The 23,671-nt window shown below is 34.2% G+C and carries 16 protein-coding genes; 3 read left to right on the plus strand and 13 right to left on the minus strand.

Annotation, left to right across the window (positions count from 1 at the left end; translation table 11 throughout):
- Position 1 precedes the first annotated feature (1 nt).
- On the plus strand, positions 2-652 hold the full coding sequence (locus MPR_RS05525) for a carbonic anhydrase (RefSeq protein WP_041890044.1): 651 nt from the start codon (positions 2-4) through the stop codon (positions 650-652).
- A gap of 10 nt (positions 653-662) precedes the next feature.
- On the opposite strand, the gene MPR_RS05530 is transcribed toward MPR_RS05525, so the two are convergent.
- The 3 genes from MPR_RS05530 to MPR_RS05540 form a co-directional block, all read right to left on the minus strand.
- Positions 663-1,832 (minus strand): LETM1-related biofilm-associated protein, encoded by a 1,170-nt coding sequence (locus MPR_RS05530; RefSeq protein ID WP_041890047.1) that lies wholly within the window; start codon positions 1,830-1,832, stop codon positions 663-665.
- Between the two features lie 62 nt (positions 1,833-1,894).
- On the minus strand, positions 1,895-3,259 hold the full coding sequence (rimK, locus tag MPR_RS05535) for a 30S ribosomal protein S6--L-glutamate ligase (protein WP_006259451.1): 1,365 nt from the start codon (positions 3,257-3,259) through the stop codon (positions 1,895-1,897).
- Between the two features lie 527 nt (positions 3,260-3,786).
- The gene (locus MPR_RS05540) at positions 3,787-6,324 is read right to left on the minus strand and encodes an ATP-dependent Clp protease ATP-binding subunit (protein ID WP_041890049.1); all 2,538 of its coding nucleotides are present in this window, start codon (positions 6,322-6,324) and stop codon (positions 3,787-3,789) included.
- Between the two features lie 250 nt (positions 6,325-6,574).
- Here MPR_RS05540 and gyrA point away from each other — a divergent pair, with 250 nt between their 5' ends.
- Entirely contained in the window at positions 6,575-9,088 is a 2,514-nt protein-coding gene (gene gyrA / locus MPR_RS05545; protein ID WP_041890051.1) for a DNA gyrase subunit A, read from the plus strand.
- Positions 9,089-9,106: 18 nt separating this feature from the next.
- Positions 9,107-10,381, plus strand: coding sequence for a tetratricopeptide repeat protein (locus MPR_RS05550; RefSeq protein ID WP_041890054.1), 1,275 nt, complete (start codon positions 9,107-9,109; stop codon positions 10,379-10,381).
- A 121-nt stretch (positions 10,382-10,502) separates the two neighbouring features.
- Here MPR_RS05550 and MPR_RS05555 read toward each other — a convergent pair whose 3' ends face one another.
- The 10 genes from MPR_RS05555 to MPR_RS05600 all read right to left on the minus strand — a co-directional run bounded on the left by MPR_RS05555 (position 10,503) and on the right by MPR_RS05600 (position 23,665).
- Complete coding sequence (locus tag MPR_RS05555) at positions 10,503-12,386, minus strand: DUF349 domain-containing protein (RefSeq protein ID WP_041890057.1); 1,884 nt, start codon at positions 12,384-12,386, stop codon at positions 10,503-10,505.
- Between the two features lie 133 nt (positions 12,387-12,519).
- A complete protein-coding gene (locus MPR_RS05560; RefSeq protein ID WP_041890059.1) occupies positions 12,520-13,272 on the minus strand; it encodes a shikimate dehydrogenase family protein in 753 nt (250 codons plus the stop codon).
- Positions 13,273-13,311: 39 nt separating this feature from the next.
- Positions 13,312-14,709 (minus strand): tetratricopeptide repeat protein, encoded by a 1,398-nt coding sequence (locus MPR_RS05565; RefSeq protein WP_041890061.1) that lies wholly within the window; start codon positions 14,707-14,709, stop codon positions 13,312-13,314.
- Between the two features lie 29 nt (positions 14,710-14,738).
- Positions 14,739-15,932: an aspartate aminotransferase family protein gene (locus MPR_RS05570; protein ID WP_041890063.1), complete on the minus strand. Its 1,194-nt coding sequence runs from the start codon at positions 15,930-15,932 to the stop codon at positions 14,739-14,741.
- A gap of 4 nt (positions 15,933-15,936) precedes the next feature.
- The gene (locus tag MPR_RS05575; RefSeq protein WP_041890066.1) at positions 15,937-17,619 is read right to left on the minus strand and encodes an OstA-like protein; all 1,683 of its coding nucleotides are present in this window, start codon (positions 17,617-17,619) and stop codon (positions 15,937-15,939) included.
- Positions 17,620-17,743: 124 nt separating this feature from the next.
- Positions 17,744-19,015, minus strand: coding sequence for an adenylosuccinate synthase (locus MPR_RS05580; RefSeq protein WP_006259442.1), 1,272 nt, complete (start codon positions 19,013-19,015; stop codon positions 17,744-17,746).
- 27 nt (positions 19,016-19,042) lie between these two features.
- Positions 19,043-19,513 carry a Fur family transcriptional regulator gene (locus MPR_RS05585; protein WP_025124782.1) on the minus strand — a complete coding sequence of 157 codons (471 nt, stop codon included), beginning with the start codon at positions 19,511-19,513 and terminating at the stop codon, positions 19,043-19,045.
- Between the two features lie 97 nt (positions 19,514-19,610).
- Complete coding sequence (locus MPR_RS05590) at positions 19,611-21,827, minus strand: RelA/SpoT family protein (protein ID WP_041890069.1); 2,217 nt, start codon at positions 21,825-21,827, stop codon at positions 19,611-19,613.
- Between the two features lie 567 nt (positions 21,828-22,394).
- The gene (locus tag MPR_RS05595; RefSeq protein ID WP_041890073.1) at positions 22,395-23,186 is read right to left on the minus strand and encodes a hypothetical protein; all 792 of its coding nucleotides are present in this window, start codon (positions 23,184-23,186) and stop codon (positions 22,395-22,397) included.
- Positions 23,187-23,191: 5 nt separating this feature from the next.
- A complete protein-coding gene (locus MPR_RS05600) occupies positions 23,192-23,665 on the minus strand; it encodes a GNAT family N-acetyltransferase (RefSeq protein WP_041890076.1) in 474 nt (157 codons plus the stop codon).
- Positions 23,666-23,671 lie beyond the last annotated feature (6 nt).

Here is a 23,671-nt window from a genome sequence, read left to right on the forward strand (position 1 = left end):
TATGGCATATAGTGAATTTTATAAGAAGCTATTAGATAATAATAAACAGTGGGTAGAGGAGAAATTAGCTGACAACCCTAATTATTTTAAGCATTTATCACAAGAACAAAAACCTCCTGTATTATGGATAGGTTGTTCTGACAGTAGGGTACCAGCTAATGAGATTATCGGAGCAGGTCCTGGAGACGTATTTGTACATCGTAATATTGCTAATATGGTGATTCACTCTGATATGAATATGCTCAGTGTACTAGACTATGCTGTAAATATCTTAAAAGTAAAGGATATTATTGTTTGTGGACATTACGGATGTGGTGGAGTATTAGCTGCTATGAAAAATCACTCTTATGGTATTATCGATAACTGGATTAGACATATCAAAACAGTGTATAGATTACACAACCATGAACTAGATCAGATAGAGGATGAAGTAGAGCGTTTTAATCGTTTTGTAGAACTAAATGTGCACGAGCAAGTGTATGATTTAGCTAAAACATCTATTGTTCAAGAAGCTTGGGCACGCAACCAGGAGTTAAGTATACACGGTTGGGTATATGGATTAAACTCTGGTTATGTTACCGATATGAATGTAAACTTGATGAGTAATCAAGATCTAGACGAAGTATACCAACTTCGATTTAGAAAGATATAGTTTATGTTCGTTACTGCTCTGTATTTTCATTAAATGAAGAGGGTAGTAATGAAGGGATAAACTTTAATAAAATAGGTAATAATATACCTCCTCCAGGTAAAATAAAGATAGCAAGAGAAGGGATGGTTTTAATAACTTCTATAGTTTGTTTTTTGACCATCTTTTTTTCTTCTTTATTTAAATCTCTATGCGTAGAATCCACTAATAACTTCATTAGTTGGGTGTTCTTTTGTAATTCATTTACTAGCCTAGTTTTGTTTCGCGTTAGCAATAGCTCTATATAGCTTGTAGAGTTCTTGATAACATTATCAAATAAGTTGCTTGATTTGTAATAATGGTAATCATATTTATTCTTGACTAGTACTATCGAAAAGTAAAAAATACTCTCTTCTATCATCGTTTGTGAATAAGGAATAGACAAGAATGGCTCTTCCTCGAAGTTAGGTAGTATAATTTCTTGTATATCATTTTTCCAAGAGTTACATACGATGTAGTCTATCATAAAGTTTGCCTCAAAACTACTGATAGGAGTATTCGGTTTTATTGAATCAACAGATGCGCTATTATTGTTTTTGTCTAAAAAGTCTATTAGTTGTAGGTCTTTTTTACTTAATTCCTCTTTATTTCTTTTAACAGATAATGTTATTTCTTTTAATTGTTCTACTGTGTGTTGTATAAAGATCGTAGGATCTGTTTTTTCATTGATATAAGCCTCGAATGCTAGTATATCAATGAATAATAGAATCATATTTAGTACAAAGTCATTGTTTTTTGACTGAGAAAAGAAGTGTTCTTTACATCTGATAGAAAAGATGTTTTCTAGTTTGTTATAAGGGTTCTTTTCTTCAAAGAATGAAGAGAATATATTACTCTTATGAGGAATGAATACTTCGTAAAACTCTATGAGCTTATCGATGAAATTCTGTTGATTATCCCCATTGTTATATATATAATAGATCTTTTCTAAAAGCTGTAAGTAGCAGATCTTAGACAGTTCTTCTTGTGTGTATTTAAAATTTTTATAAATACTTGGTAATTCATCAATATCAATTATTCCATAACTGAATCCTATTCTTCTAATCTGTGTTGAAATCTCATGACAATTCTGAGTAGAGAAGATCTGATAGTCTAGGTGTTCTGTAAAGTATTTTTTGATCCAGCCGTTAGTAGATGGGTTCATAGCTTGTATTGATTTAAAAAGAATAAAAGTGGTGATTGATAGATCACCACTTTTTTATAATATTACCATTTTACTTGTTTTTCTATCGCTTTAATCATCTCTGAAGCAATATCTTTATTTGTAGCACCTTCTATTCCTTCTAATCCAGGAGAAGAGTTTACTTCTAGTAGAAGAGGGCCTTTAGCAGAGCGAATAATATCTACTCCAGCTACTTTTAGGTTCATAGCTTTAGCAGCTTTGATAGCTATCTTTTTCTCTTCTGGTGTTACTTTAATTACAGATGCTGTTCCTCCCAAGTGAATATTAGCTCTAAACTCACCAGGTAGGGCTTCACGTTGTATAGCAGCTACAACTTTTCCGTCTACCACGAAGCAACGTATATCCTTACCATTCGCCTCTTTAATGAACTCTTGTACTAAGATGTTTGCATTAAGACTTTTGAATGCATTGATCACACTTTCTGCTGCTTTTTTAGTTTCTGCTAGTACTACACCTTTACCTTGTGTCCCTTCTAATAATTTTACAATAAGAGGACTTCCTCCCACCATCTTTATTAAATCATTAGTGTCTAAAGGTGAGTTAGCAAAACCTGTAGTAGGTATGTCTACACCGTTATTTAATAATAACTGAAGAGAAAACAGTTTATCTCTTGACTGAGCTATCGCTGCAGCACTATTTAAGCTATATACTTTAAGAGATTCGAAATGTCTAGTTAAGGCACATCCATAATAGGTCATACTTGGTCGTATACGAGGTATTACTGCGTCAAAATCATTAAGAACTCTTCCACCTCGATAGTGTATCTCAGGTTGGTTAGCATCTAGTTTCATATAACAGTACTTCAGATTTAAGAAGTGCATTTCGTGACCTCTTAATTCTCCTGCTTCTATAATTCTTTTATTGCTGTATAGTTCTGGGTTACTAGCTAATAATCCTATACGCAGACCTTTCTTCTCTGTTTTTGGTTTAGTATAGTATTCTTCTAGTTTTTCTGTTGTTGGTTGACCTAGTAAGAAGTGTTTTTCAGGATCTACTAGCACACGTCCTCCCATAGCTTCTCTTCCTAGTAGCATTCTATATCCCATAGAATCTCTATTAGTCAAAGTCAGTTCTATTACCCAGTTTGTATCCGCAATGGATATTTCTGTTTGGATTACGTATCTAGATTCTCTAGAGCCACTAGAGCTCTTCACGATTCTTTTATCTATTACCTTAGATTCACAGTGGATAACAGTTTTTCCATTGTTTTGCAGAGGATTGACATCAAATTTGACCCACTTTTCTCCCTCTTTTTCAAAAGGAACAATGTTTATAGCATGTAACGCAGATGTCTTAGCACCCGAATCAACACGCGCTTTAATAGCAGGGATATTTAAAGTAGAAAAAGAACACCATTCTTCACTACCAACAATAACTTTGTCTAACATATATTAATAATAATCTAATGCGAATGTAGTGTATTAAAGATAATGCTTTTACACGAGATAGAAAAAAAAGTGAAATTTAATGATTTTACAACATATTGCCGCTGGTTTAGAGAGAATATGTGACAAAAAAGCTTGTTAAGTGTTTGATTGTTTATGTTTTATAATAAAATATAGATCGTAGGTAGAACAGTAGGGTGCTAAGAGTGGAAAAAAATAATCTAATCAAAAGGTAAAAGAGTAGGTATGTTGTAGTGTAATAGCTTGGATTTAAGGAGATAAAATATTGGGGCTTAGCTTGCACTTTCTTGAGGTTTGCTAGGGGTATCCTTGGAGTTTACTAGGCAAAAAGCCGGTTTTGTCGAAGGAATGTCCTAGAATACTCCTAGAAACCCTAAAGCAACTTAGAACAAAATAAAGAAAAGTAGGGGATAGAAGGGAAGGAGGATAGGAGAAGTAAGGGGATAAAAAAAGAGGATATCCCTTAAGGACATCCTCTTTTTATTGATTTATTCTCTTGAGAAGAATATTTATTGTTTTGCTATAGTTGCTATTTCTAATGCATCTTTAGCTTCGTTAAGCTTCATTTCGATACTGTCACCTAACGTTATTTTAGAATTTACAATTTCTTCTGCTAGAGGATCTTCGATATACTTTTGAATCGCTCTTTTAAGAGGTCTTGCTCCATATTGTTTATCAAAACCTTTTTCGGCAATAAAGTCTTTTGCGTCTGGACTCAATGTTAATTCATAACCAAGGTCAGTAATTCTTCTAAATAATTTCTGAAGCTCTATGTCTATGATTAAGTCTATATCACTTCTTTCTAAAGCGTTAAATACAATGATATCATCTATTCTATTTAAAAACTCTGGTGCAAAGGCTTTTTTCAGTGCATTTTCTATCACAGATTTAGAATGTTGATCCGTCTGTTCCTGTCTAGCAGTTGTACCAAAACCAACTCCTTGTCCGAAATCTTTTAATTGACGTGCTCCGATATTAGAAGTCATGATGATAATGGTGTTTCTAAAATCAACTTTTCGTCCTAAGCTATCTGTTAGATGTCCATCGTCAAGTACTTGTAGAAGCATATTAAATACATCTGGATGTGCTTTTTCAATTTCATCAAAAAGAATCACGCTATAAGGCTTTCTTCTGATTTTCTCTGTTAACTGACCACCTTCTTCATAACCAACATATCCCGGAGGCGCTCCTACTAATCTAGAGATAGCGAACTTCTCCATGTATTCACTCATGTCGATACGGATAAGAGCATCTTCAGAGTCAAACATTTCTTTAGCGATTACTTTAGCTAGTTGGGTCTTACCAACTCCTGTCTGTCCTAAGAAAATAAAGGAACCAATAGGTCTATTAGGATCTTTTAATCCAGCTCTATTTCTTTGGATTGCTTTCGCTATTTTACTAACAGCTTCGTCTTGACCAATAACCTTACCTTTGATTAACTGAGGAAGATTAGCAAGCTTCGTGATTTCTTTTTCTGCAATTCTATTTACAGGAATGCCAGTCATCATTGACACAACGTCAGCAACATTCTCTTCAGTAACCACTATTCTGTTTTCTTTTACTTCTTGTTCCCAGTTTTCTTGAGCTACAGCTAAGTCTTTTTCTAGTTGTTTTTCATCATCTCTTAAGCGAGCAGCCTCTTCATACTTCTGTTTTTGTACCATTTCATTCTTTTGCTCTTTTGTGTATTCTAGTTTTTGTTCTAGATCAAGAATATTATCTGGTACATTGATATTAGTTATATGAACACGAGAACCTACTTCGTCCATAGCATCGATAGCCTTGTCTGGTAAGAAACGATCACTCATATATCTGTTCGTTAGCTTAACACACGCTTCGATAGCTTCATCAGTATAAGTTACATTATGGTGGCTTTCGTACTTGTCTTTAATATTGTTTAAGATCGTAATTGTTTCGTCTACAGTAGTAGGTTCTACGATTACTTTTTGGAAACGACGTTCTAAAGCCCCATCTTTCTCGATATGCTGTCTAAACTCATCTAATGTTGTAGCACCGATACATTGGATTTCGCCTCGAGCTAATGCAGGTTTGAACATATTAGATGCGTCTAGTGAACCCGTAGCTCCACCAGCTCCTACGATAGTATGTATCTCATCAATAAATAAGATAATATCATCATTCTTCTCTAGTTCATTCATCACAGCCTTCATACGCTCTTCAAACTGTCCTCTGTATTTAGTACCTGCTACAAGACTAGCTAAGTCAAGAGTTACGACTCTTTTGTTATATAAGATACGAGATACTTTCTTCTGAATAATACGCAGAGCTAGCCCTTCCGCTATAGCAGATTTACCTACACCAGGTTCACCGATTAGTAGAGGGTTGTTCTTCTTACGTCTACTTAGAATTTGAGATACACGCTCTATTTCTTTTTCACGCCCAACTACAGGATCTAGCTTTCCGTTCTCAGCCATTTCGGTTAAATCTCTACCAAAATTATCTAATACTGGAGTTTTACTTCTCTTAGATGTTTTAGCTGTAACATTGTCATTGCTGTCAGTACTTTTACTGTCATCTTGACTTGCATCATCAAAAGTTTGTGCTTTTGGACTTTCGAATAAATCATCAGAAGAGTCTTTTTGAGCCTCGCTAGTATTTAAATACGCTTGTTTCACAGCTTCATAATCCACCTTCATCTTATTTAAGATTTGTGTAGTAGGATCATCGCTGTTTTTTAGAATACAAAGCAGCAAGTGAACAGTGTTTATCTCTGTACTTTTGAATAGTTTTACTTCTAAGTATGTAAGTCTTAATGCACGCTCAGCTTGTTTTGTGAGGTGCAATTGTAGTTTATTACTCAGCAGTTCTTTATTATGAGAAGCAGGGTTTAATGTTTCTATTTTATGACGTAGAAAATCAACATCTATGTCCAGGTTATTTAAAATATTAGACGCTTCACCTTGTTCCACTTTTAATAGTCCTAGTAATAGATGCTCAGTACCGATAGAGTCATGACTAAGCCTAATAGCTTCGTCTTTGCTGTATGAAATCACATCTTTTACTTCTTGTGAGAAATTATCATCCATTTTTCAATTCAAATTAGGTGAATATTCATTTTAATCTTTAAAGATACAAAAAGTGTACCTATAGTATAAAGCTGACATTAGCTAATTGACAAAAAAAAACTTTAATAAAAAAGGAAGAATGTGTTTTTTTTAGAAAAAATCAATTTGTTAGATAATCAAATGAAATACTTGTATAAAAACGTGGAGAAAACCTATAAAAACTGTATATTAGCGCGTTTAATAATTTGACAATTTTTAATTTTATATACTTATGTCTGAAGGAGAAAAGTTAATTCCTATTAACATAGAAGAGCAAATGAAATCTGCTTATATCGACTACTCGATGTCAGTTATTGTTTCTAGAGCGCTTCCTGATGTTAGAGATGGCTTAAAACCTGTTCATCGAAGAGTATTATTTGGAATGTATGAATTAGGCATCATGTCTAATAGAGCACATAAAAAGTCTGCGAGAATTGTAGGAGAGGTTTTAGGTAAATATCACCCACATGGAGATAGTTCAGTGTACGACGCTATGGTACGTATGGCACAGGATTGGAGTATGCGTTATCTACTAGTGGACGGACAAGGTAACTTTGGATCTGTAGATGGAGATAGTCCTGCAGCGATGCGTTACACAGAGGCAAGAATGAAAAAGATATCTGAAGAGATTCTTGCTGATATTGACAAAGAGACTGTAGATTTTCAATTAAACTTCGATGATACTTTAGAAGAACCTAAAGTAATGCCGACTAGAATCCCTACTTTATTAGTGAATGGGGCATCGGGTATCGCGGTAGGTATGGCAACGAATATGGCACCTCATAACTTATCAGAAGTTATAGATGGTACATTAGCTTATATCGATAATAACGATATTGAAATCGATGAATTAATCAATTATATTAAAGCTCCTGACTTCCCTACTGGTGGTATTATCTATGGATATGAAGGAGTTCGCGAAGCTTTTAAAACTGGTCGTGGACGTGTAGTAATGCGTGCTAAAGCTAGTTTTGAAGAAGTAGATGGTAGAGAGTCTATCATAGTGACTGAGATTCCTTTCCAAGTTAATAAAGCAGAAATGATTAAGAAAACTGCTGAAGCTATTAACGAGAAAAAGATCGAAGGTATTGCTACTATTCGTGATGAATCTGATAGAAAAGGAATGCGTATTGTATACGTATTAAAGCGTGACGCAGTTCCAAATATTGTTTTAAATACACTTTATAAATATACTCAATTGCAGTCTTCTTTTAGTGTGAATAATATCGCATTAGTAAATGGAAGACCACAATTATTAGATTTAAAAGAGTTAATCTCTCATTTCGTTGATCACCGTTTAGATGTAGTGACTCGTAGAACTCAGTTTGAGTTAAGAAAAGCAGAAGAAAGAGCGCATATTTTAGAAGGATTAATTATTGCATCTGATAATATCGATGAAGTAATTGCTCTTATTCGTTCGTCTAATAATGCTGATGAGGCTAGAGCTAAGTTAATAGAGCGCTTTAACTTATCAGAGATTCAAGCTCGTGCAATTGTAGAAATGCGCTTACGTCAGTTAACAGGACTAGAGCAAGATAAACTACGTGCTGAGTATGAAGAAATCATGAAGTTAATTAATCATTTAAGAGAGTTATTAGCTAGCGTAGAGCTAAGAATGAACTTGATTAAAGAGGAGCTAACTGAGATAAAAGAGAAATATGGTGATGAGCGTCGTTCTGTTATAGAATATGCAGGAGGAGATGTTAGTATCACTGATTTAATTGCTGATGAGCAAGTGGTGATTACTATTTCTCATGCAGGATATATTAAACGTACTCCACTGACTGAATACAAAACTCAGAATAGAGGAGGAGTAGGACAGAAGTCTGCTGGTACAAGAGATCAAGATTTCTTAGAGCATATGTATGTGGCTACTAATCACCAGTACATGTTATTCTTTACTCAAAAAGGTAAGTGTTTCTGGATGAGAGTTTATGAAATTCCAGAAGGTACTAAGACAAGTAAAGGACGTGCTATTCAGAACTTAATCAATATTGAGAATGATGATAAAGTGAAAGCGTTTATCTGTACTCAAGATCTTAAAGATGAAGAGTACATCAATGAGCACTTCGTTATCATGGCTACAAAACAAGGTCAGGTGAAGAAAACTCCATTAGAGCAATATTCTAGACCTCGTCAAAATGGTATTAATGCAATTACGATTAAAGAGGATGACGAATTACTAGAAGCAAAATTAACTGATGGTAAGAGTAAGGTGTTATTAGCACTTCGTTCTGGTAAGTTAGTTCGTTTTGATGAAGAGAAAACTCGTCCTATGGGTAGAACAGCTTCAGGAGTTAGAGGTATTACATTAGCAGATGACAAAGATGAAGTAATCGGTATGGTGTCTGTAAGTGATTTAAATAGTGAGATTCTTGTAGTATCAGAGAATGGTTATGGTAAGCGTTCTTCTTTAGATGAATACCGTGAGACTAACCGTGGAGGTAAGGGAGTTAAGACAATGAACATTACTGATAAGACAGGATTGTTAGTGTCTATTAATTCTGTTACTGATGCAGATGACTTAATGATTATTAACAAATCAGGTTTAACTATTCGTATGAAGGTTTCTGATCTTCGCGTAATGGGACGTGCAACTCAAGGAGTTCGTTTAATTAACATTAAAGGAAATGACTCTATCGCAGCTGTATGTAAAGTTATGGCAGAGGATGATGAAGATATCTTAGAAGGAGATGTTGATACAATCATTGATATTGATGATCAAGGGAGTGATAATTTAGAATAAAACACATACCAATATATTATGAATAAAAGATATGTTTATTTATTGTCAGCTTTAATGTTATCAGGGTTGACGATGGCTCAGAAGAAAGAGCTTAAAGACGCTGAGAAAGCTGTAAAAAAAGGAAATGTAACTGAAGCAACTGCTGCGTTAAAAGCGGTTGAGGCAGTATTAGGAAATGCTTCTAACGCTGAGAAAGCACAATATTATGCTCTACAAGGGACATTAGCGTATTCTCAGATTCAAAAAGATGTAGATGTAGATAATAACGTTGATGCTATTATTGCTTCTTACAAAAAATTGAATGAGTTTGAAACAAATAAAGGAAGTAAAATCGTTAAACAAGCTGACGAAGAGATATCAAGTGTTGCAACTAAAGTTGTAGGACAAGCTATCGAAGATAATGGTTCTGCTAATTATAAGGGAGCTACTAGACGTTTTACTCAAGCTTATCAACTAAGCCCTAAAGATACTGTGTATTTATACTATGCGGCTTCTACTGCTATTAACTCTAAAGATTATGCTACTGCTGTAGAGAATTATAAGCAATTAGTTGATTTAGGATATAATGGAAGTGAGTCTTACTATACAGCTATAGAGAAAGCTTCTGGTCAAGTACAAAGTTTTGGAAAAGACTCTAAAATGCGTGACTTGATGGTAAAACAAGGTACTCATACTGACCCTAAGTTTGTGAAAGAGGATTCTAAAAGACCAGAGATTCTTAAAAACTTAGTGTTAATCTATAGCCAAGAAGGTAAAACAGAAGAGGCTGAGAAAGCTATCGTTGCAGCTAGAGAAGCTAACCCAGATGATATCAACTTATTATTAACTCATATGGATCTTTATTTAAAGTCTAATAATATGGGTAAATATGAGGAGTTAGCAAAACAAGCTTTAGCTAAAAACCCTAATGATGATGTATTATTATACAACTTAGGTGTTACTAGTTTTGATGCTGGACGTTTTGAAGATGCTCGTAAATATTATGAACAAGCTATCCGTATTAACCCTAAGTCAGAGAATGCTTATTTAAATATGGCTTTCCTTAAGTTACAACCAGACCAAGAGTTGACTAATAAAATGAATAGCTTAGGTATGTCTGCTGCTGATAATAAGAAATATGAGCAGTACCAAAAAGAAAAACATGCTATTTATAAAGATGCGATGAATGACTTAGAGAAAGTTATTTCTATCAATCCTGGTAATGAAGCAGCTATTAGTACTTTAAAAAATATTTATCGTGCATTAGAAATGACAGATAAATTAAAAGCATTAGAAGCTAAAACAAACAAATAATAATAGGATTCTATTATAATATAAAAAGGTGGATTTATTAAATCCACCTTTTGTTTTTTAAGAGCATTTCTGTTTACTATTAAACAAAAAAAGAGAAACTAATGTTTCTCTTTTTTTGTACTTATATATTTCTAATTTGGGTTAATTTATCTTCCCAGATTTTTAAATCATCTCTTTGCTTTTCGATGCTCTTTTTAACTTCTTTTACAAAAGGATTATCATCAGTAGCATTGTGAATATAGGCTAGATTGTTTTCTAATTGAATGATAGAAGAGTTTATTTCTTCTATTTTTCTTTGAATAAATACAGCTTCATTCTGTAGCTTTCGCTTATCATTTGTCTCTAGTATAGATTCTAATCTATTATTAAACTTAACCGCTTCAGTTTCTCTTTTACTTAAACTTAGTTTGTCAAATAGTACATCTAGAATCTTGTTGAACTTACCTTCTATAAAACGTTTATTAGCAGGTACAGCACCGATAGATTTCCAGTTGTTAATATGATTCTTAATCTCTCCTAGATCTGTTTTGTGATCACCAGATAATTGGAATCCTTTTAATAGATCTAAGTATTCTTTCTTTCTATTATAAGCATCTAATTCTACAGCTGATTCTTTATTTTTAATAGCATGGTATCTATCAAAGTAAGAGTTACAAGCTTCTTTAAAGTCAGCCCATAGTTGATCAGAGTATTTGCGAGGTACATGGCCTATTAGTTTCCAGTCATCCTGTATCTTTTTCATTATAGGGGTAACCTTTGCAAAATCTTCACTGTCTTTTAGTTCTTGAGCTCTCTTTATCAATGCTAGTTTTTTAGCATAGTTGTCTTGTTGCTCTTTTTTAAGCTCTTTGTAATAAGCATTTTTATTACTATTAAAGTTTCTTGTAGCTAGTTTAAATAAATCCCAAACTTGTTCATTATTATCTAAAGGCACTTTACCTATAGAGAAGAAACGCTGTCTTAGCTCTTCTACTTTAGCTATTTCTTTCTGCCATTGGTTATGGTTGGTTATCTTTTGCTTAGAAAGAATGTCTATTTCGCTTATTATAGCCACTTTTAAGGCAAGATTTTCTCTTTCGACACTTCTTAGTTGTTCGAATAATATTTCTCGCTTATCGTGCAGTTGTTTTGTGATTTCGCTGAACTGATCCCAGATTTGTTCTCTTATCTCTCGATCTACAGGGCCGATCTCTTCTTTCCAGATTCTGTGTAGCGTCTGTAGCTCCCTAAATGACTTAATAATGTCGTCATTCTCTAATAGCTCTTCTGCTCTTGCGATCAGCTTTTGTTTCTGTTCTAAGTTATATTTAAAGTCAAGATCTCTTGATTCTCTATCTAGGTGTAACTGATCATAGAATCTCTCTACATGGAAGTGGTAGTTATTCCATACGTGATTGTATTTGTCCTTTGGGATAGGCCCCGCAGTCTTCCATTCTTCTCTAAGTTCTCCTAATTGTTTTAATGCATCACCATTATGCTCGTTTTCTATTAATTGTTTCAATTTCTCTATAATAGATAAACGTTTTTCTAGATTTACATTAAGATTATTCTGAAGTTGTTTAAAGTATGCATTTTTAGCTACTCTATACTCATCATAGTATTTGTCAAAATCAGTTTTAATAGGAAGGATGTACTGAAAATCTGATTCATTCGCATCAGGGTTCTCGTCAAAGAAAGCTTCTTTTTTTTCATCTACAAGATCATTGTACTTACTATAGAATTCTTTTTTGATGTCTTCTACATGATCTTTAATGGCTGTTACCTTGTAATTCTTGATTAGCTTATGAAGTTCCTTAGTTAGCTTCTCTAAGTCTAGTTTTTCATAGTTAACAGTAGGGATATTGCTTTCTTCATAAGAAGCTAAATCTTCACCTTCCTCAGCATTTGAAGCTGTAATAGAATCAAGAGCTTTTTCTTTATCAGTTGGGACAACCGCATTTGAATTTGATTCCGGTTTTTGTCCATCTGCTAGCTCATGCAGGTTATCATTCTTTTGTTCTAACATGTTTGAAAAAGTATTTATTTAAACAATATGTAGTAAAGCACAATAAATAAACGCGCTCTCTCAAATTTAGTAAAAAATATTGAATAAATCGCACTTTTCTTTTGCTAGAACTAATTATATCAATTATTTAGTATTAATCTCGACTGAATGGTTTATTCCAAATCTTATATGCTTTTTCAGCTTGAAGTACTAGCATTTCGTAGCCATTCTTTACTTTTGCGCCATATCCTTTTGCTTCTTTCATTAGGGTAGTTTCCTCAGGATTATAGATAAGATCGTATACTATATGTCTATTTGATAGCAAGTGTACAGGGACTTCAGGCATCTGATCTATATTAGGAAAAGTTCCAACAGGGGTAGTATTGATTATGATAGTATAATGATTCATTACCTCTTCAGTTAGTTCGCTATAAGTTAAGTTGTACTCTTCTTTCGTTCTGCTTACGAAAGTGTATTTTATACCTAATTTCTTAAGAGCATATTCTATTGCTTTACTAGCTCCTCCAGTACCAAGTATTAAGGCGCGTTTATGATGAAACTTTAGCATTGGTTTTAGAGAATGGTAGAACCCATACCAGTCTGTGTTATATCCTTTTAACTGCCCTTTTTTATTAATCTGAATCGTGTTGACAGCTCCTATAGCTATAGCTTTCTTAGAAAGTGAGTCTAGATATGGAATAATAGATTGTTTATAAGGTATAGTTACATTTAACCCTTTAATATCTTTATGGTTTTCAAGTATTTTAGAAAACTCATTTATGTTTTGTAAATCAAAGTTTACATATATACTTTTTTTGTCTTTTAATTTCTCAAACTTTTCTGCAAAGTAGGCACGTGAGAAAGAATAATCTATGTTTTTACCTATTAATCCGTAGCGTTTAGTCATATTGAGTTCTTATAAAAAAAGCTATTCAGAAGAATAGCTTTATTGTTTATTGTGATTTTTGATAATACTTTGTACTATAGGATTCTCCCATTGATTAGGGAAGTATGTCTCTATAATTGTTCTCTTTTCAAAGTTCTTGTTTAAACCATTTGTTAGACATTCTGTACCTTTATCTATATCATGTAGGGTAAAGTGTATAACAGCTAGTCTATAATCTATCTCAGCATCATTAGGATGGAAGTTAGCTATTTGTAAAAGCTTTTGTATAGCAGTGTCAAAATCTCCTAGAAGATATAATACATCTGCCCAACCAGTCCAGTGCTCTACAATATCAGTTCCAAGCTCTGCAGCTACCTTATAACCTCGTTCAGCTTCTTCAAAGTTAAACAATGTTTTATTTAGAATAGCATGTCTTATCCAGTATTTTTCATTGAACTCATCAATTTGTAATGCTTTTTGTAGATAAAATAATGCTTTTTCGTAATTAGTTTCTATGATACATAAATCAGTTAATGCAATCCAACCTTTGTCTAGCATAGGATCTTCATGTACCGCTCTTTTGTAATACTGATAAGCTTGTGGGAAGTTATTAAGACTCTCATGACAACTACCTATACGCATAAGTACATAAGAGTTAGGATCGTCTAACTCTAGCGTAGTCATATAGTTTTCAATGGCTTCTTTATACTTATTTAGTTTTTCTTGCGTTTTTCCCTTTTCGATATAAGCTCCGATAAACTCTTCGTCTATCAGGGTAGCATAATCAAAAGCCCACTCTGCCTTCTCATAATTCTTAACAGTGAAATACTGTCTTCCCAATTGATGCCAAGCAATCTCACTGTATGGATTCTTATCAATAAATTTAGTTAAGTACGTTATAGCTTCCTCATTCTCACTAAGGAAGTCAAAGCAGTATATAACGTTATATAAAGCAGACTGATCCTCTTCATCATGTTCTAGACATAGGATAAAGTTATCTTTTGCTTGATCTATTTTATCTAATAATAGATATTCCATTCCTAATAAAGAGTAGACGTCAGCTAGATCCTCTGTCAGAGTCAATGCTTTTTGTAGAGATACAATAGCCTCTTCATGTCTTCCTTTTTTAGAGTATACAGTAGCGCGTTGAATGAAAACTTCTTCATTCTCCGGATCGATACTCTCTATTTCGTTTAATAAGCGGTCAGCAGCTTCTAATTTGTTTTGGAATACTAATAATTCTACTTCTACCAGTTTTAACCCAATAGAGTTAGGATGTTGTTCTAGTCCCAGTTTTAGCGCTTTTTTCGCTAGGTTTAGCTTTCCAGAATCGAGATAGTGTAGAATGATATTCTCAAACTCTTCTGAATCAAAAAACAAAACCTTATTGGTCTTTAACATAGACTCAAAACGAGATAGAGATAATTTGTATTCTTCTTCTTCGTTATCTAAATGCATATTTGTATTTAAGTTGATTATTTAGGATATTATAATCCTAATTCTTTTTGTACTTCATTTAGTGCTTCAATGATGATAGCACATCCTTCTTTTATTTCTGTTTCTGATACTGTAAGGGGAGGAGTGATTCTTATCGCTTTTCCTTCAAATAGTAACCAGAATAATATTAATCCTTTGTCTTGACACTTCATGATCACTCTATTAGTGATGTCAGCACTAGGTGTCATAGGAGCGATCATTAAACCACGACCTCTGATTTCTTCAATAAGAGGGTGAACTAATAGTTCTCTAAATAACTTTTCTTTTTCTAGTGTCTGAGCCATAAGGTCAGTTTCTACTAATTCTCTTAAAGTAGCTAAACTCGCTGCTGCGATAACAGGGTGCCCACCGAAAGTAGTGATATGACCAAATCTAGGATTGTCATATAACTGATTCATGTGTTCATCACTAGCAGTGAATGCACCTACTGGCATCCCACTAGCCATACCTTTTCCCATAACGATCACGTCAGGAACTACATCATAGTTTTGGAACCCAAACAGTTTACCTGTTCTACCGAAACCTGGTTGGATTTCATCTACGATCATTAAGGCACCTACTTCAGTACATCTTTCACGTACTTTCGTTAAGAACCCATCAAAAGGCTCTACAAATCCAGCACCTCCTTGTATAGTCTCTAAGATGATACCAGCTGTCTTAGTTGTTATCTTTTGTAAGTCTTCTACACAGTTAAAGTGAATGAAGTCCACATCTGGAAGTAATGGTCTAAAAGCACGCTTTCTTTCCTCAAATCCCATAACACTCATAGATCCCATAGTGTTACCATGATAAGCGTTAAAGCAAGAGATCAGTTGACTTCTTCCTGTTACTCTTTTTGCTAATTTTAAAGCACCTTCAGTAGCCTCAGTACCTGAGTTTACTAAATAGGTTTTATTTAGCGGAGCAGGGATGTTCTCTGCTAGTAGTTTACAGAATTCTACAGAAGGATCTTGGATGTATTCACCATATACCATTACATGCGAATACTTATCTAGTTGATCCTTAATCGCGTTATTTACTCTTTCGTGTTGATGTCCTAATGTACATGCAGATACACCTGCTACGAAGTCTAAATACGCTTTGTTATTCTTGTCATATATATAAGATCCTTTAGCATGAGAGATCTCCATTGCTAGGGGATTAGGTGAAGTCTGTGCTTGATATTTATAAAAATCTTCTTTCATTACTTTACTTTTTGCCTTTTTTAGGCGCTTTGTTTTCTTGTTTTTTGCTGTCCTCTTCTAGCTTTTTAGATAGACCAGGTGTCGCTTTTATTGTTTCAGGGAGAATGTCTATAGGCTTGTTATAACCTTCTTTCATGTCTTCTCTTGCTTGTTCTCCTTTTTTCTCTTTATGTAGTTCCTCATCAGTGAATATATCTTCTAATGAGTTTATTTTTTCGTCTCCTCTGTATAAGAAATCCCTTAATAGACGAGCATTCTTAGGTAGTAACTTTTCAGGATATAAGTCTCCTTTAGGATCTACATACTTCGTAGCCGTATTAATCTTACCTTCTAGGAAAGTAACATTGATATGACTGCAAATCCCTTTATCTATACCGACTAGTTCGTTCTTATCATTATACATATAATAGATAAGCTCTGCATTTTTAATCAAGTCTAACTCATCTAGTTTATTCTCTTTAAATTTACCGTATAAGTTAACACCTTTTAATTGATTATAACCATCACCGATAGTATCTTTTTGAATCACGAAGGCATTTTCTAATACTTTTAGAGAGTCCATCTTCTGAGTCTCTGCATTACTTAGTAGGTGAATAAAACGACCTGTAACTTGGCTATCTCCATTCCAGATAACAGGTTTACCTATCATTTGTGTTAGCCCCACTTTTTCACTCCAGTGAATAGAGTCAGCTTTACCACTCATACTATCACGTAGTATACGAGCATCGTTAAAGGCACGTATTACACGCTCTTTATCTTTTCCAGTCAGTAAGATACGTGGAGCATGCATATATACAGAATCTCCCTCTTGTGACTTCATACTAACTAAAGCTTTTTTAGTAACGAACATTGAGTCTTGAGCTTTGTATAACTCTGCGTAGTGTCCCGTTATTTTACTTTTGTTGATTGTATCTGTTATTCTAACGTTATTCGTTGCAGAAGCAAAATCTTTTAGTTTAGAATAATAGATAGAGTCTCCTTCTATTTTTCTTTTATCATACCAGATAAAAGAGTTTTTTACCATCTTACCTAAATCGTTTTTTACATCGTAAAAACCATTTTCTGTATAGATGTAATCTTCTTTGTTAGTTATTGTTGAAGGGCCAAATACATACGAGTGTTGTGGTACTTCATAAAAATCTAAGTGATTAGACTTGATCACTGTTCCTTTATCTGAAGTTACTTTTACAGCTGTGAAGAATTGGAATTTCTTTTCAGTAGTGTAGTAACGTCCTTTTTCACTTTCTAATACGCTACCCTTGTTGTGAATAGTGGCATGACTATCATAGAATACAAGGTCTTTGAAACGATCATACTTTAAAGTATCTGTCTCTAAGGTAGAGTCTGGAGAAGTAAGTAGTACATCACCTTGTGCATAAGCAAAACCATTGATTCCATTATATTCAGCATAATGGCTATTCATCGTTAGGGTATCACCTTGTACAATGTGTACATTCCCAAAAAGCTTTAGGTAATTTTCTTTTTCGAAGAAGTACGCTTTATTACATGTCATATTCATACCGTCATGCTCAGCAGAGATATTTCCTGTTAAGATTACGGCATCTGGCAGTACCTCATGATTGATATCAGAGTAGTCTGCGTGATGTATGATGATTTTTTTTTTGTTTTGACTAAAACCTAGTAATGCGAATAGTATAAAAAGTAAATAATACGGTATTGTTCTCAAGTCACTATATTTTTTTCAAATTTAAGTAAAAAATGCGTACAAAGATTTTAGTTAAGAAGAATTTATAAACAGGGTAGGAGAAGGGCAAAAAAAAACACTTCCTAAGAAGTGTTTTTTAAGTATCTTATTTTACGATAGTCTGTGTTCTATCTGGACCTACAGAAACTATTTTTACAGGTACACCTACTTCATCTTCGATGAATTTGATATACTCTTTTAGTTCTACTGGTAATTGATCATACTCTGTCAATCCTGTTAAGTCAGCTTTCCAACCTTTTTTCTCAACATAAATTGGTTCAACGTTTTCTGGCTCGATATTGTAAGGTAAGTGAGTGATCTCTTCTCCTTTATACGAGTATTTAGTACATACTTGTAATGATTCAAAACCTGATAATACGTCAGCTTTCATCATGTATAATTCTGTAACTCCATTCACGTCTACTGCGTATTTTAAAGCTACTAGGTCTAACCATCCGCAACGTCTAGCACGTCCTGTAACAGAACCGAACTCACGACCTACAGTAGCCATAGTAGCACCGATTTCGTTATCTAATTCTGTAGGGAATGGTCCACTACCAACACGTGTAGTATAAGCTTTAAAAATACCAAATACATTTTTAACTTTATTTGGAGCTACTCCTAATCCTGTACATGCACCTGCTGCTGTAGTAGTAGATGATGTAACGAATGGATATGTTCCAAAGTCAACGTCTAACAGTGATCCTTGAGCACCTTCTGCTAGGACTGATTTACCTTCTCTTAGAGCTGTATGGATATAGTTTTCACTATCGATGAACGTTAATTTCTTTAATTGCTCTACTGCTGCGAAGAACTCTTCTTCTAATTCAGCCAAGTTGTATTGCAATTCTACATCGTGGAACTTAATCATTGCCTCATGCTTGTCTGCTAAGTTGCGGTAACGCTCTTTAAAGTCAGCAAGTTCAATGTCTCCAACTCTTAATCCATTTCTACCAGTTTTGTCCATATAAGTTGGGCCAATACCTTTTAATGTAGAACCGATTTTAGCTTTTCCTTTTGCTGCTTCAGAAGCTGCATCAAGTAAGCGGTGAGTAGGTAAGATTAAGTGAGCTTTTCTAGAAATTAATAATCTTGTGTAAATGTCGATGTTGAACTTCTCTAATCCCTCAATCTCTTTGATGAAAACTACTGGGTCAATCACTACACCATTTCCAATGATGTTAATAGAATTTTTATGGAAAATTCCAGAAGGGATAGTGCGTAATACATGTTTAATCCCATCAAATTCTAAAGTGTGTCCCGCGTTTGGTCCTCCTTGAAAACGAGCAATGATGTCATATTTAGAAGTTAGTACATCTACGATTTTACCTTTTCCTTCATCGCCCCATTGCAAGCCTAGTAGTAAGTCTACTGTCATTGTTTGTGTTGTTAAAAAGTTTGAAAATTAGTTGTTGTTTTCCACTTGTTCTTCCTCTTCTACTGTTTTTCTATTTCCATAGAAGTATAGAGAATGATTGTGGATGTCTATATTAAAGATTTCTTCAATTGTCTTTTTAATAGTCTGTATACGAGGATCACAAAACTCGATTACTTCTCCTGTATCAGTTAAAATAATGTGATCATGTTGTTTATCGAAATATGACTTCTCATAATGCGCTTGGTTTTGACCAAATTGGTGTCTTCTTACAAGCCCACATTCTAAAAGAATTTCAATAGTATTGTAAAGCGTTGCTCTACTTACACGATAATTTTTATTCTTCATTTTGATATAAAGAGACTCTATATCAAAGTGCTCTTCGCTATCATATATTTCTTGAAGAATAGCATATCTCTCAGGTGTTTTACGATGTCCTCTCTCTTCTAAAAACTTCGTGAACACATTTTTTACGATTTCTTGATTTTTTTCACTTCCCATATTCAAAAATATCTTAGTTGCAAATATAGAGCTATTTTCGTTTGAATTATAATAAATCAAATAAGGTTAGTCTATATGCGAATAAATTATAATTATTTTATGATGGATTTACACGTGTTACTTTTTCTATTCCCTCGATTTTCTTAAGGTTACCCATCATTTTTTTCAGTACATCATTGTTCGGAACGATCACTGTGATAGATCCTTTAAATATTCCAGCATTTTCACTTAATGAGATACTGCGAATATTGATGACTTTACTTTCTATGATAATCTTCGTAATCTCAGTAGTTAGACCAGCAGAATCAAGACCTGTAATATTGATAGTCGCTTCGAAGTTCATCGCTTCCTTAGAATCTACCCAATGTGCTTGGATGATTCTATAAGCATAATTAGATCGCATACTGATTGCGTTAGGACAGTCAGTCTTATGTACTTTTATTCCTTCATTTATCGTTACGAATCCGAATGCATCATCACCTGGTATAGGGTTACAACAAGTAGCTAGCTTGTAATCTAACTTCTCATTGTCTTTACCGAATACAAGTAAATCACCTGTTTTATTAGCAGCTGTATCTGTGATAGCTGGGATAGAAGGTGCTCTTTTTATCGTCTTTTTAAAGAAGCTAAATAAAGAGTTGTTTCTATTAGCAGCATATTCTTTTAACTGAACGTTATCAATGACACCAGCCCCAATTCTATAGAATAAATCTTGACTTGTTTTTAGCTTAAAATAAGCTACCATCTCATTGACCGTTTTTTCGTCTAGATTTACCTTCAGATGTTTTAGCTTGCGCTGTAGTTGTTCTTTACCATCTTCTGCTATACGCTTCGTATCTTCATTTAATGAACTTTTAATCTTGTTTTTAGCACGAGTCGTAGTTACATAATCTAGCCAACTTACGCTAGGTTTTTTGTTTTCTGATGTGATTACTTCTACTTGATCACCACTGGCAAGGACGTGATTTAGTGGTACTAGTCTACCATTGACACGAGTACCTCTAGTACGCAAACCTACCTCTGAGTGTATCGCAAAGGCAAAGTCAAGGGCTGTAGCTCCTTTAGGTAGAGATTTAATTTCTCCTTTAGGAGTAAAGATGTAAATCTCTTTAGCATATAAACTCAGCTTAAAGTCTTCTACAAAATCTACAGCATCTGCTTCCGCATTTTCTAATGCTTCTTTCAGTTGATTAAGCCATCTGTCTAAACTGTTTTCTTCTGTGATACCTTGTTTATACTTATAGTGAGCAGCATACCCTTTCTCCGCTATTTCGTCCATACGCTCACTACGTATCTGTATCTCTATCCATCTTCCCTTAGGTCCCATCACTGTGATGTGTAGTGCCTCATATCCAGTAGATTTTGGAGCTGATATCCAGTCTCTAAGTCTGTTCGGGCTAGGGCGGAAGTGGTCTGTCACAATAGAATAAATCTTCCATGCGATAAACTTCTCATCGTGAGGAGTAGATTTATAAATGATACGCAACGCAAATTTATCGTACACCTCATCAAAGGTTACGTTCTGAGCCTTCATTTTACGACGGATAGAGTAGATAGATTTCGGTCTACCTTTCATAGAGTATTCTACTTGCTCTTCGTCTAATGACTTTTTAAGTATATCACTTACGGTCTGTATATACTGATCTTGTTCTTCCTTGCTTTCTTTCATTCTGTTAAGAATGTCTTGATATACGCGAGGTTCAGTATATTTTAATCCTAAGTCTTCTAGTTTAGTTTTGATGTTAAATAGCCCTAGTCTATGTGCTAGTGGCGCATAGATATACAGTGTCTCAGACGCTATTTTGGCCTGTTTATAATCTACCATGCTTTCCATAGTCTGCATATTGTGCAAACGGTCAGCTATCTTAATTAAGATTACACGTACATCATCATTTAAGGTCAAAAGCATCTTGCGGTAGTTCTCCGCTTGCATAGAAATATGAGGATCTGGTTCTAACAGCGCCATTTTTGTCAATCCTTCAACAATTTTGGCAATTTTAGGATTAAACCATTCTTCTATTTGCTCTACTGTAATATCCGTATCTTCTACTACATCATGCATTAAAGCAGCTGCAATAGAAGTAGGGCCTAACCCAATCTCTGAAGCAACAATTTTGGCTACAGCAATTGGGTGGAAAATATAAGCTTCTCCAGATTTTCTTCTTTGGTCTTTATGAGCTTCAACCGCTACATCAAATGCTTTACGGATTAATTTTTTATCATCCTCAGATAAGGTCTGATAACTTATTTTTAAAAGCTCTTTGTATTCTTTAGCAATTGCTTTGTTTTCTAAATCAATTTCTTCCTCTGTCATATATAATTCGCAACTTTTTTATCTAAAATAGTGTTCATTAAATATAGTGAAAAAACAGTTAGGTAGGAGCTATGATTTGTTAAAAAAATAGAGATTTATTATTCAGTGTTAATTACTACACCTTGTTTGTTGTCAGTTAATTAGGATGTATATTTGAATTTGTATAAGAATTAAGGAATTAAATAATACAGTCTAAGATGGTAAAATATCAACTGCTAAAGGTAAATTGATAAAATGTATCCTTACAAAAGAGATAGATTCCGAATGATACTGTGTAATTCTTAAGAATAATCTAGTGAATCCCTTTTACTACTCTTAATGTCTAGGTCTGATCTCATTCGAAATGTGTAAGTAGTAATAAAGATATGAATCCATATTCAGTCCGTTATTTTAATCAAAATAACGGACTCACTACGGACTCATAACGGACACAGTACGGACTTATACCAAATCAATCTAATACCATTCAGCTAGAAAACTAGAGTAGTTTAGGATAATTAGGTAATCTGAAATATCTTATGAGTCATTAATTAGAAGTTCTAGAGAGCAATAGAATGAAAATAGAATCTATTTTCCCATTGCTCTTCTTCTTTCTGCTACTTCTGACATGTAGTTTTCTATATAGGGAAGGACTTTTTCTAAAGTTGGAATCCCATCGAATGTCTGCGCTTTTCTACCAAAGTAACCTCTTAGTTCACTCTGTACTTTTCCATCTTTATTCACTATAGAGACAGTGTTGTCCACACTGGCTGTACCTTCGAGTATTAAAGCAAATTGATATAACTTCTGAGAGCAATATTGAGTATGTTCTATCAGTACATCTATAGGTAGCGTATTTTTAGTAATCTGAGTAGTTAACCCATGGGCTTGATGTAAAGTTGCTTCTTCAGTTGGTAAGTTTAAGAAGGGATGACCTACTTGTAGAGGTTGGTTCATTAAAGATTTAGTGTCCTTTTCCCACCAAAAACCTCTTGCGATAACTTCAACAAATTGGTCGTGAAACTTAAAGATATAATGCTTAAAGTCGGTAAGCATATCTTCTACATCACCACCGAATTCATAAGCTCTTCCATAATGACTTTTTTCATACCTATATCGTTCCATCTGCCATTTAGAATGCTGTACTACATAGACCCAAGGCACTTCCTTATCTTCTGTCCAGTCATCTGGATAGGGAAGATATTCTCCACGACATACTCGTATCGCATCTAGATTACTAAATGTGATACGTCCGTATTGCTCATCTTCTGTGTTAAAGTAGATACCTGTAAGTTCGTCATCATACAGTACAGTAGGTGATAATACATAATCTGCCTCTATCGGTACTGTGATACCTAGTGCATAGTCAGTTTGATTCATTTATTTTATGCTTTGTCGTCAAGGCGCATACGCATAGAGATATTAAAGGTCTCGAACCCTTCTCTTAGGTATAGGTCTATTGCTTTATTATTTTGAGAGAGAACACTTAGTTCGAAGTAGTCTACCTTATTTTGAACTCCCCATTCTTTGACAGTTTGGATTAGCTTCTTTCCATAGCCTTTTCCGCGACTATCAGGGTTAACAACTAAATCCATTAGGTAAACTAAACGTTGCTGTACAAAGCAGTTATAGGGTGGTGCACTCTGTAACTGTGCTATAGCAAAACCTTGAACTTCCTTATCGTCTTCTGCTACAAAAATAATAAAATCATTTTCTCCTTTGATAACACTTTCTATAAAAGCAGTGTCTTGCTGTGCTACCTTCATATAGGCAGGCTCTAATGCTGCCATTCCGTCAAAGAGAGTACTGTATAGTTTATGTATCGCAGGGATGTCGTCTAAGTGTGCTTTTCTAATCATGGGTTA

It is taken from the genome of Myroides profundi, from assembly GCF_000833025.1.
GTDB classification, from domain to species: domain Bacteria; phylum Bacteroidota; class Bacteroidia; order Flavobacteriales; family Flavobacteriaceae; genus Flavobacterium; species Flavobacterium profundi_A.

What these genes read in the sequence shown, in the direction of transcription:
- MPR_RS05525 (WP_041890044.1), top strand. Translation starts at nt 2, where the DNA reads ATGGCATATAGTGAATTTTATAAGAAGCTATTAGATAATAATAAACAG.
- MPR_RS05530 (WP_041890047.1), bottom strand. Translation starts at nt 1,832, where the DNA reads ATGAACCCATCTACTAACGGCTGGATCAAAAAATACTTTACAGAACAC.
- rimK (WP_006259451.1), bottom strand. Translation starts at nt 3,259, where the DNA reads ATGTTAGACAAAGTTATTGTTGGTAGTGAAGAATGGTGTTCTTTTTCT.
- MPR_RS05540 (WP_041890049.1), bottom strand. Translation starts at nt 6,324, where the DNA reads ATGGATGATAATTTCTCACAAGAAGTAAAAGATGTGATTTCATACAGC.
- gyrA (WP_041890051.1), top strand. Translation starts at nt 6,575, where the DNA reads ATGTCTGAAGGAGAAAAGTTAATTCCTATTAACATAGAAGAGCAAATG.
- MPR_RS05550 (WP_041890054.1), top strand. Translation starts at nt 9,107, where the DNA reads ATGAATAAAAGATATGTTTATTTATTGTCAGCTTTAATGTTATCAGGG.
- MPR_RS05555 (WP_041890057.1), bottom strand. Translation starts at nt 12,386, where the DNA reads ATGTTAGAACAAAAGAATGATAACCTGCATGAGCTAGCAGATGGACAA.
- MPR_RS05560 (WP_041890059.1), bottom strand. Translation starts at nt 13,272, where the DNA reads ATGACTAAACGCTACGGATTAATAGGTAAAAACATAGATTATTCTTTC.
- MPR_RS05565 (WP_041890061.1), bottom strand. Translation starts at nt 14,709, where the DNA reads ATGCATTTAGATAACGAAGAAGAAGAATACAAATTATCTCTATCTCGT.
- MPR_RS05570 (WP_041890063.1), bottom strand. Translation starts at nt 15,932, where the DNA reads ATGAAAGAAGATTTTTATAAATATCAAGCACAGACTTCACCTAATCCC.
- MPR_RS05580 (WP_006259442.1), bottom strand. Translation starts at nt 19,015, where the DNA reads ATGACAGTAGACTTACTACTAGGCTTGCAATGGGGCGATGAAGGAAAA.
- MPR_RS05585 (WP_025124782.1), bottom strand. Translation starts at nt 19,513, where the DNA reads ATGGGAAGTGAAAAAAATCAAGAAATCGTAAAAAATGTGTTCACGAAG.
- MPR_RS05590 (WP_041890069.1), bottom strand. Translation starts at nt 21,827, where the DNA reads ATGACAGAGGAAGAAATTGATTTAGAAAACAAAGCAATTGCTAAAGAA.
- MPR_RS05595 (WP_041890073.1), bottom strand. Translation starts at nt 23,186, where the DNA reads ATGAATCAAACTGACTATGCACTAGGTATCACAGTACCGATAGAGGCA.
- MPR_RS05600 (WP_041890076.1), bottom strand. Translation starts at nt 23,665, where the DNA reads ATGATTAGAAAAGCACACTTAGACGACATCCCTGCGATACATAAACTA.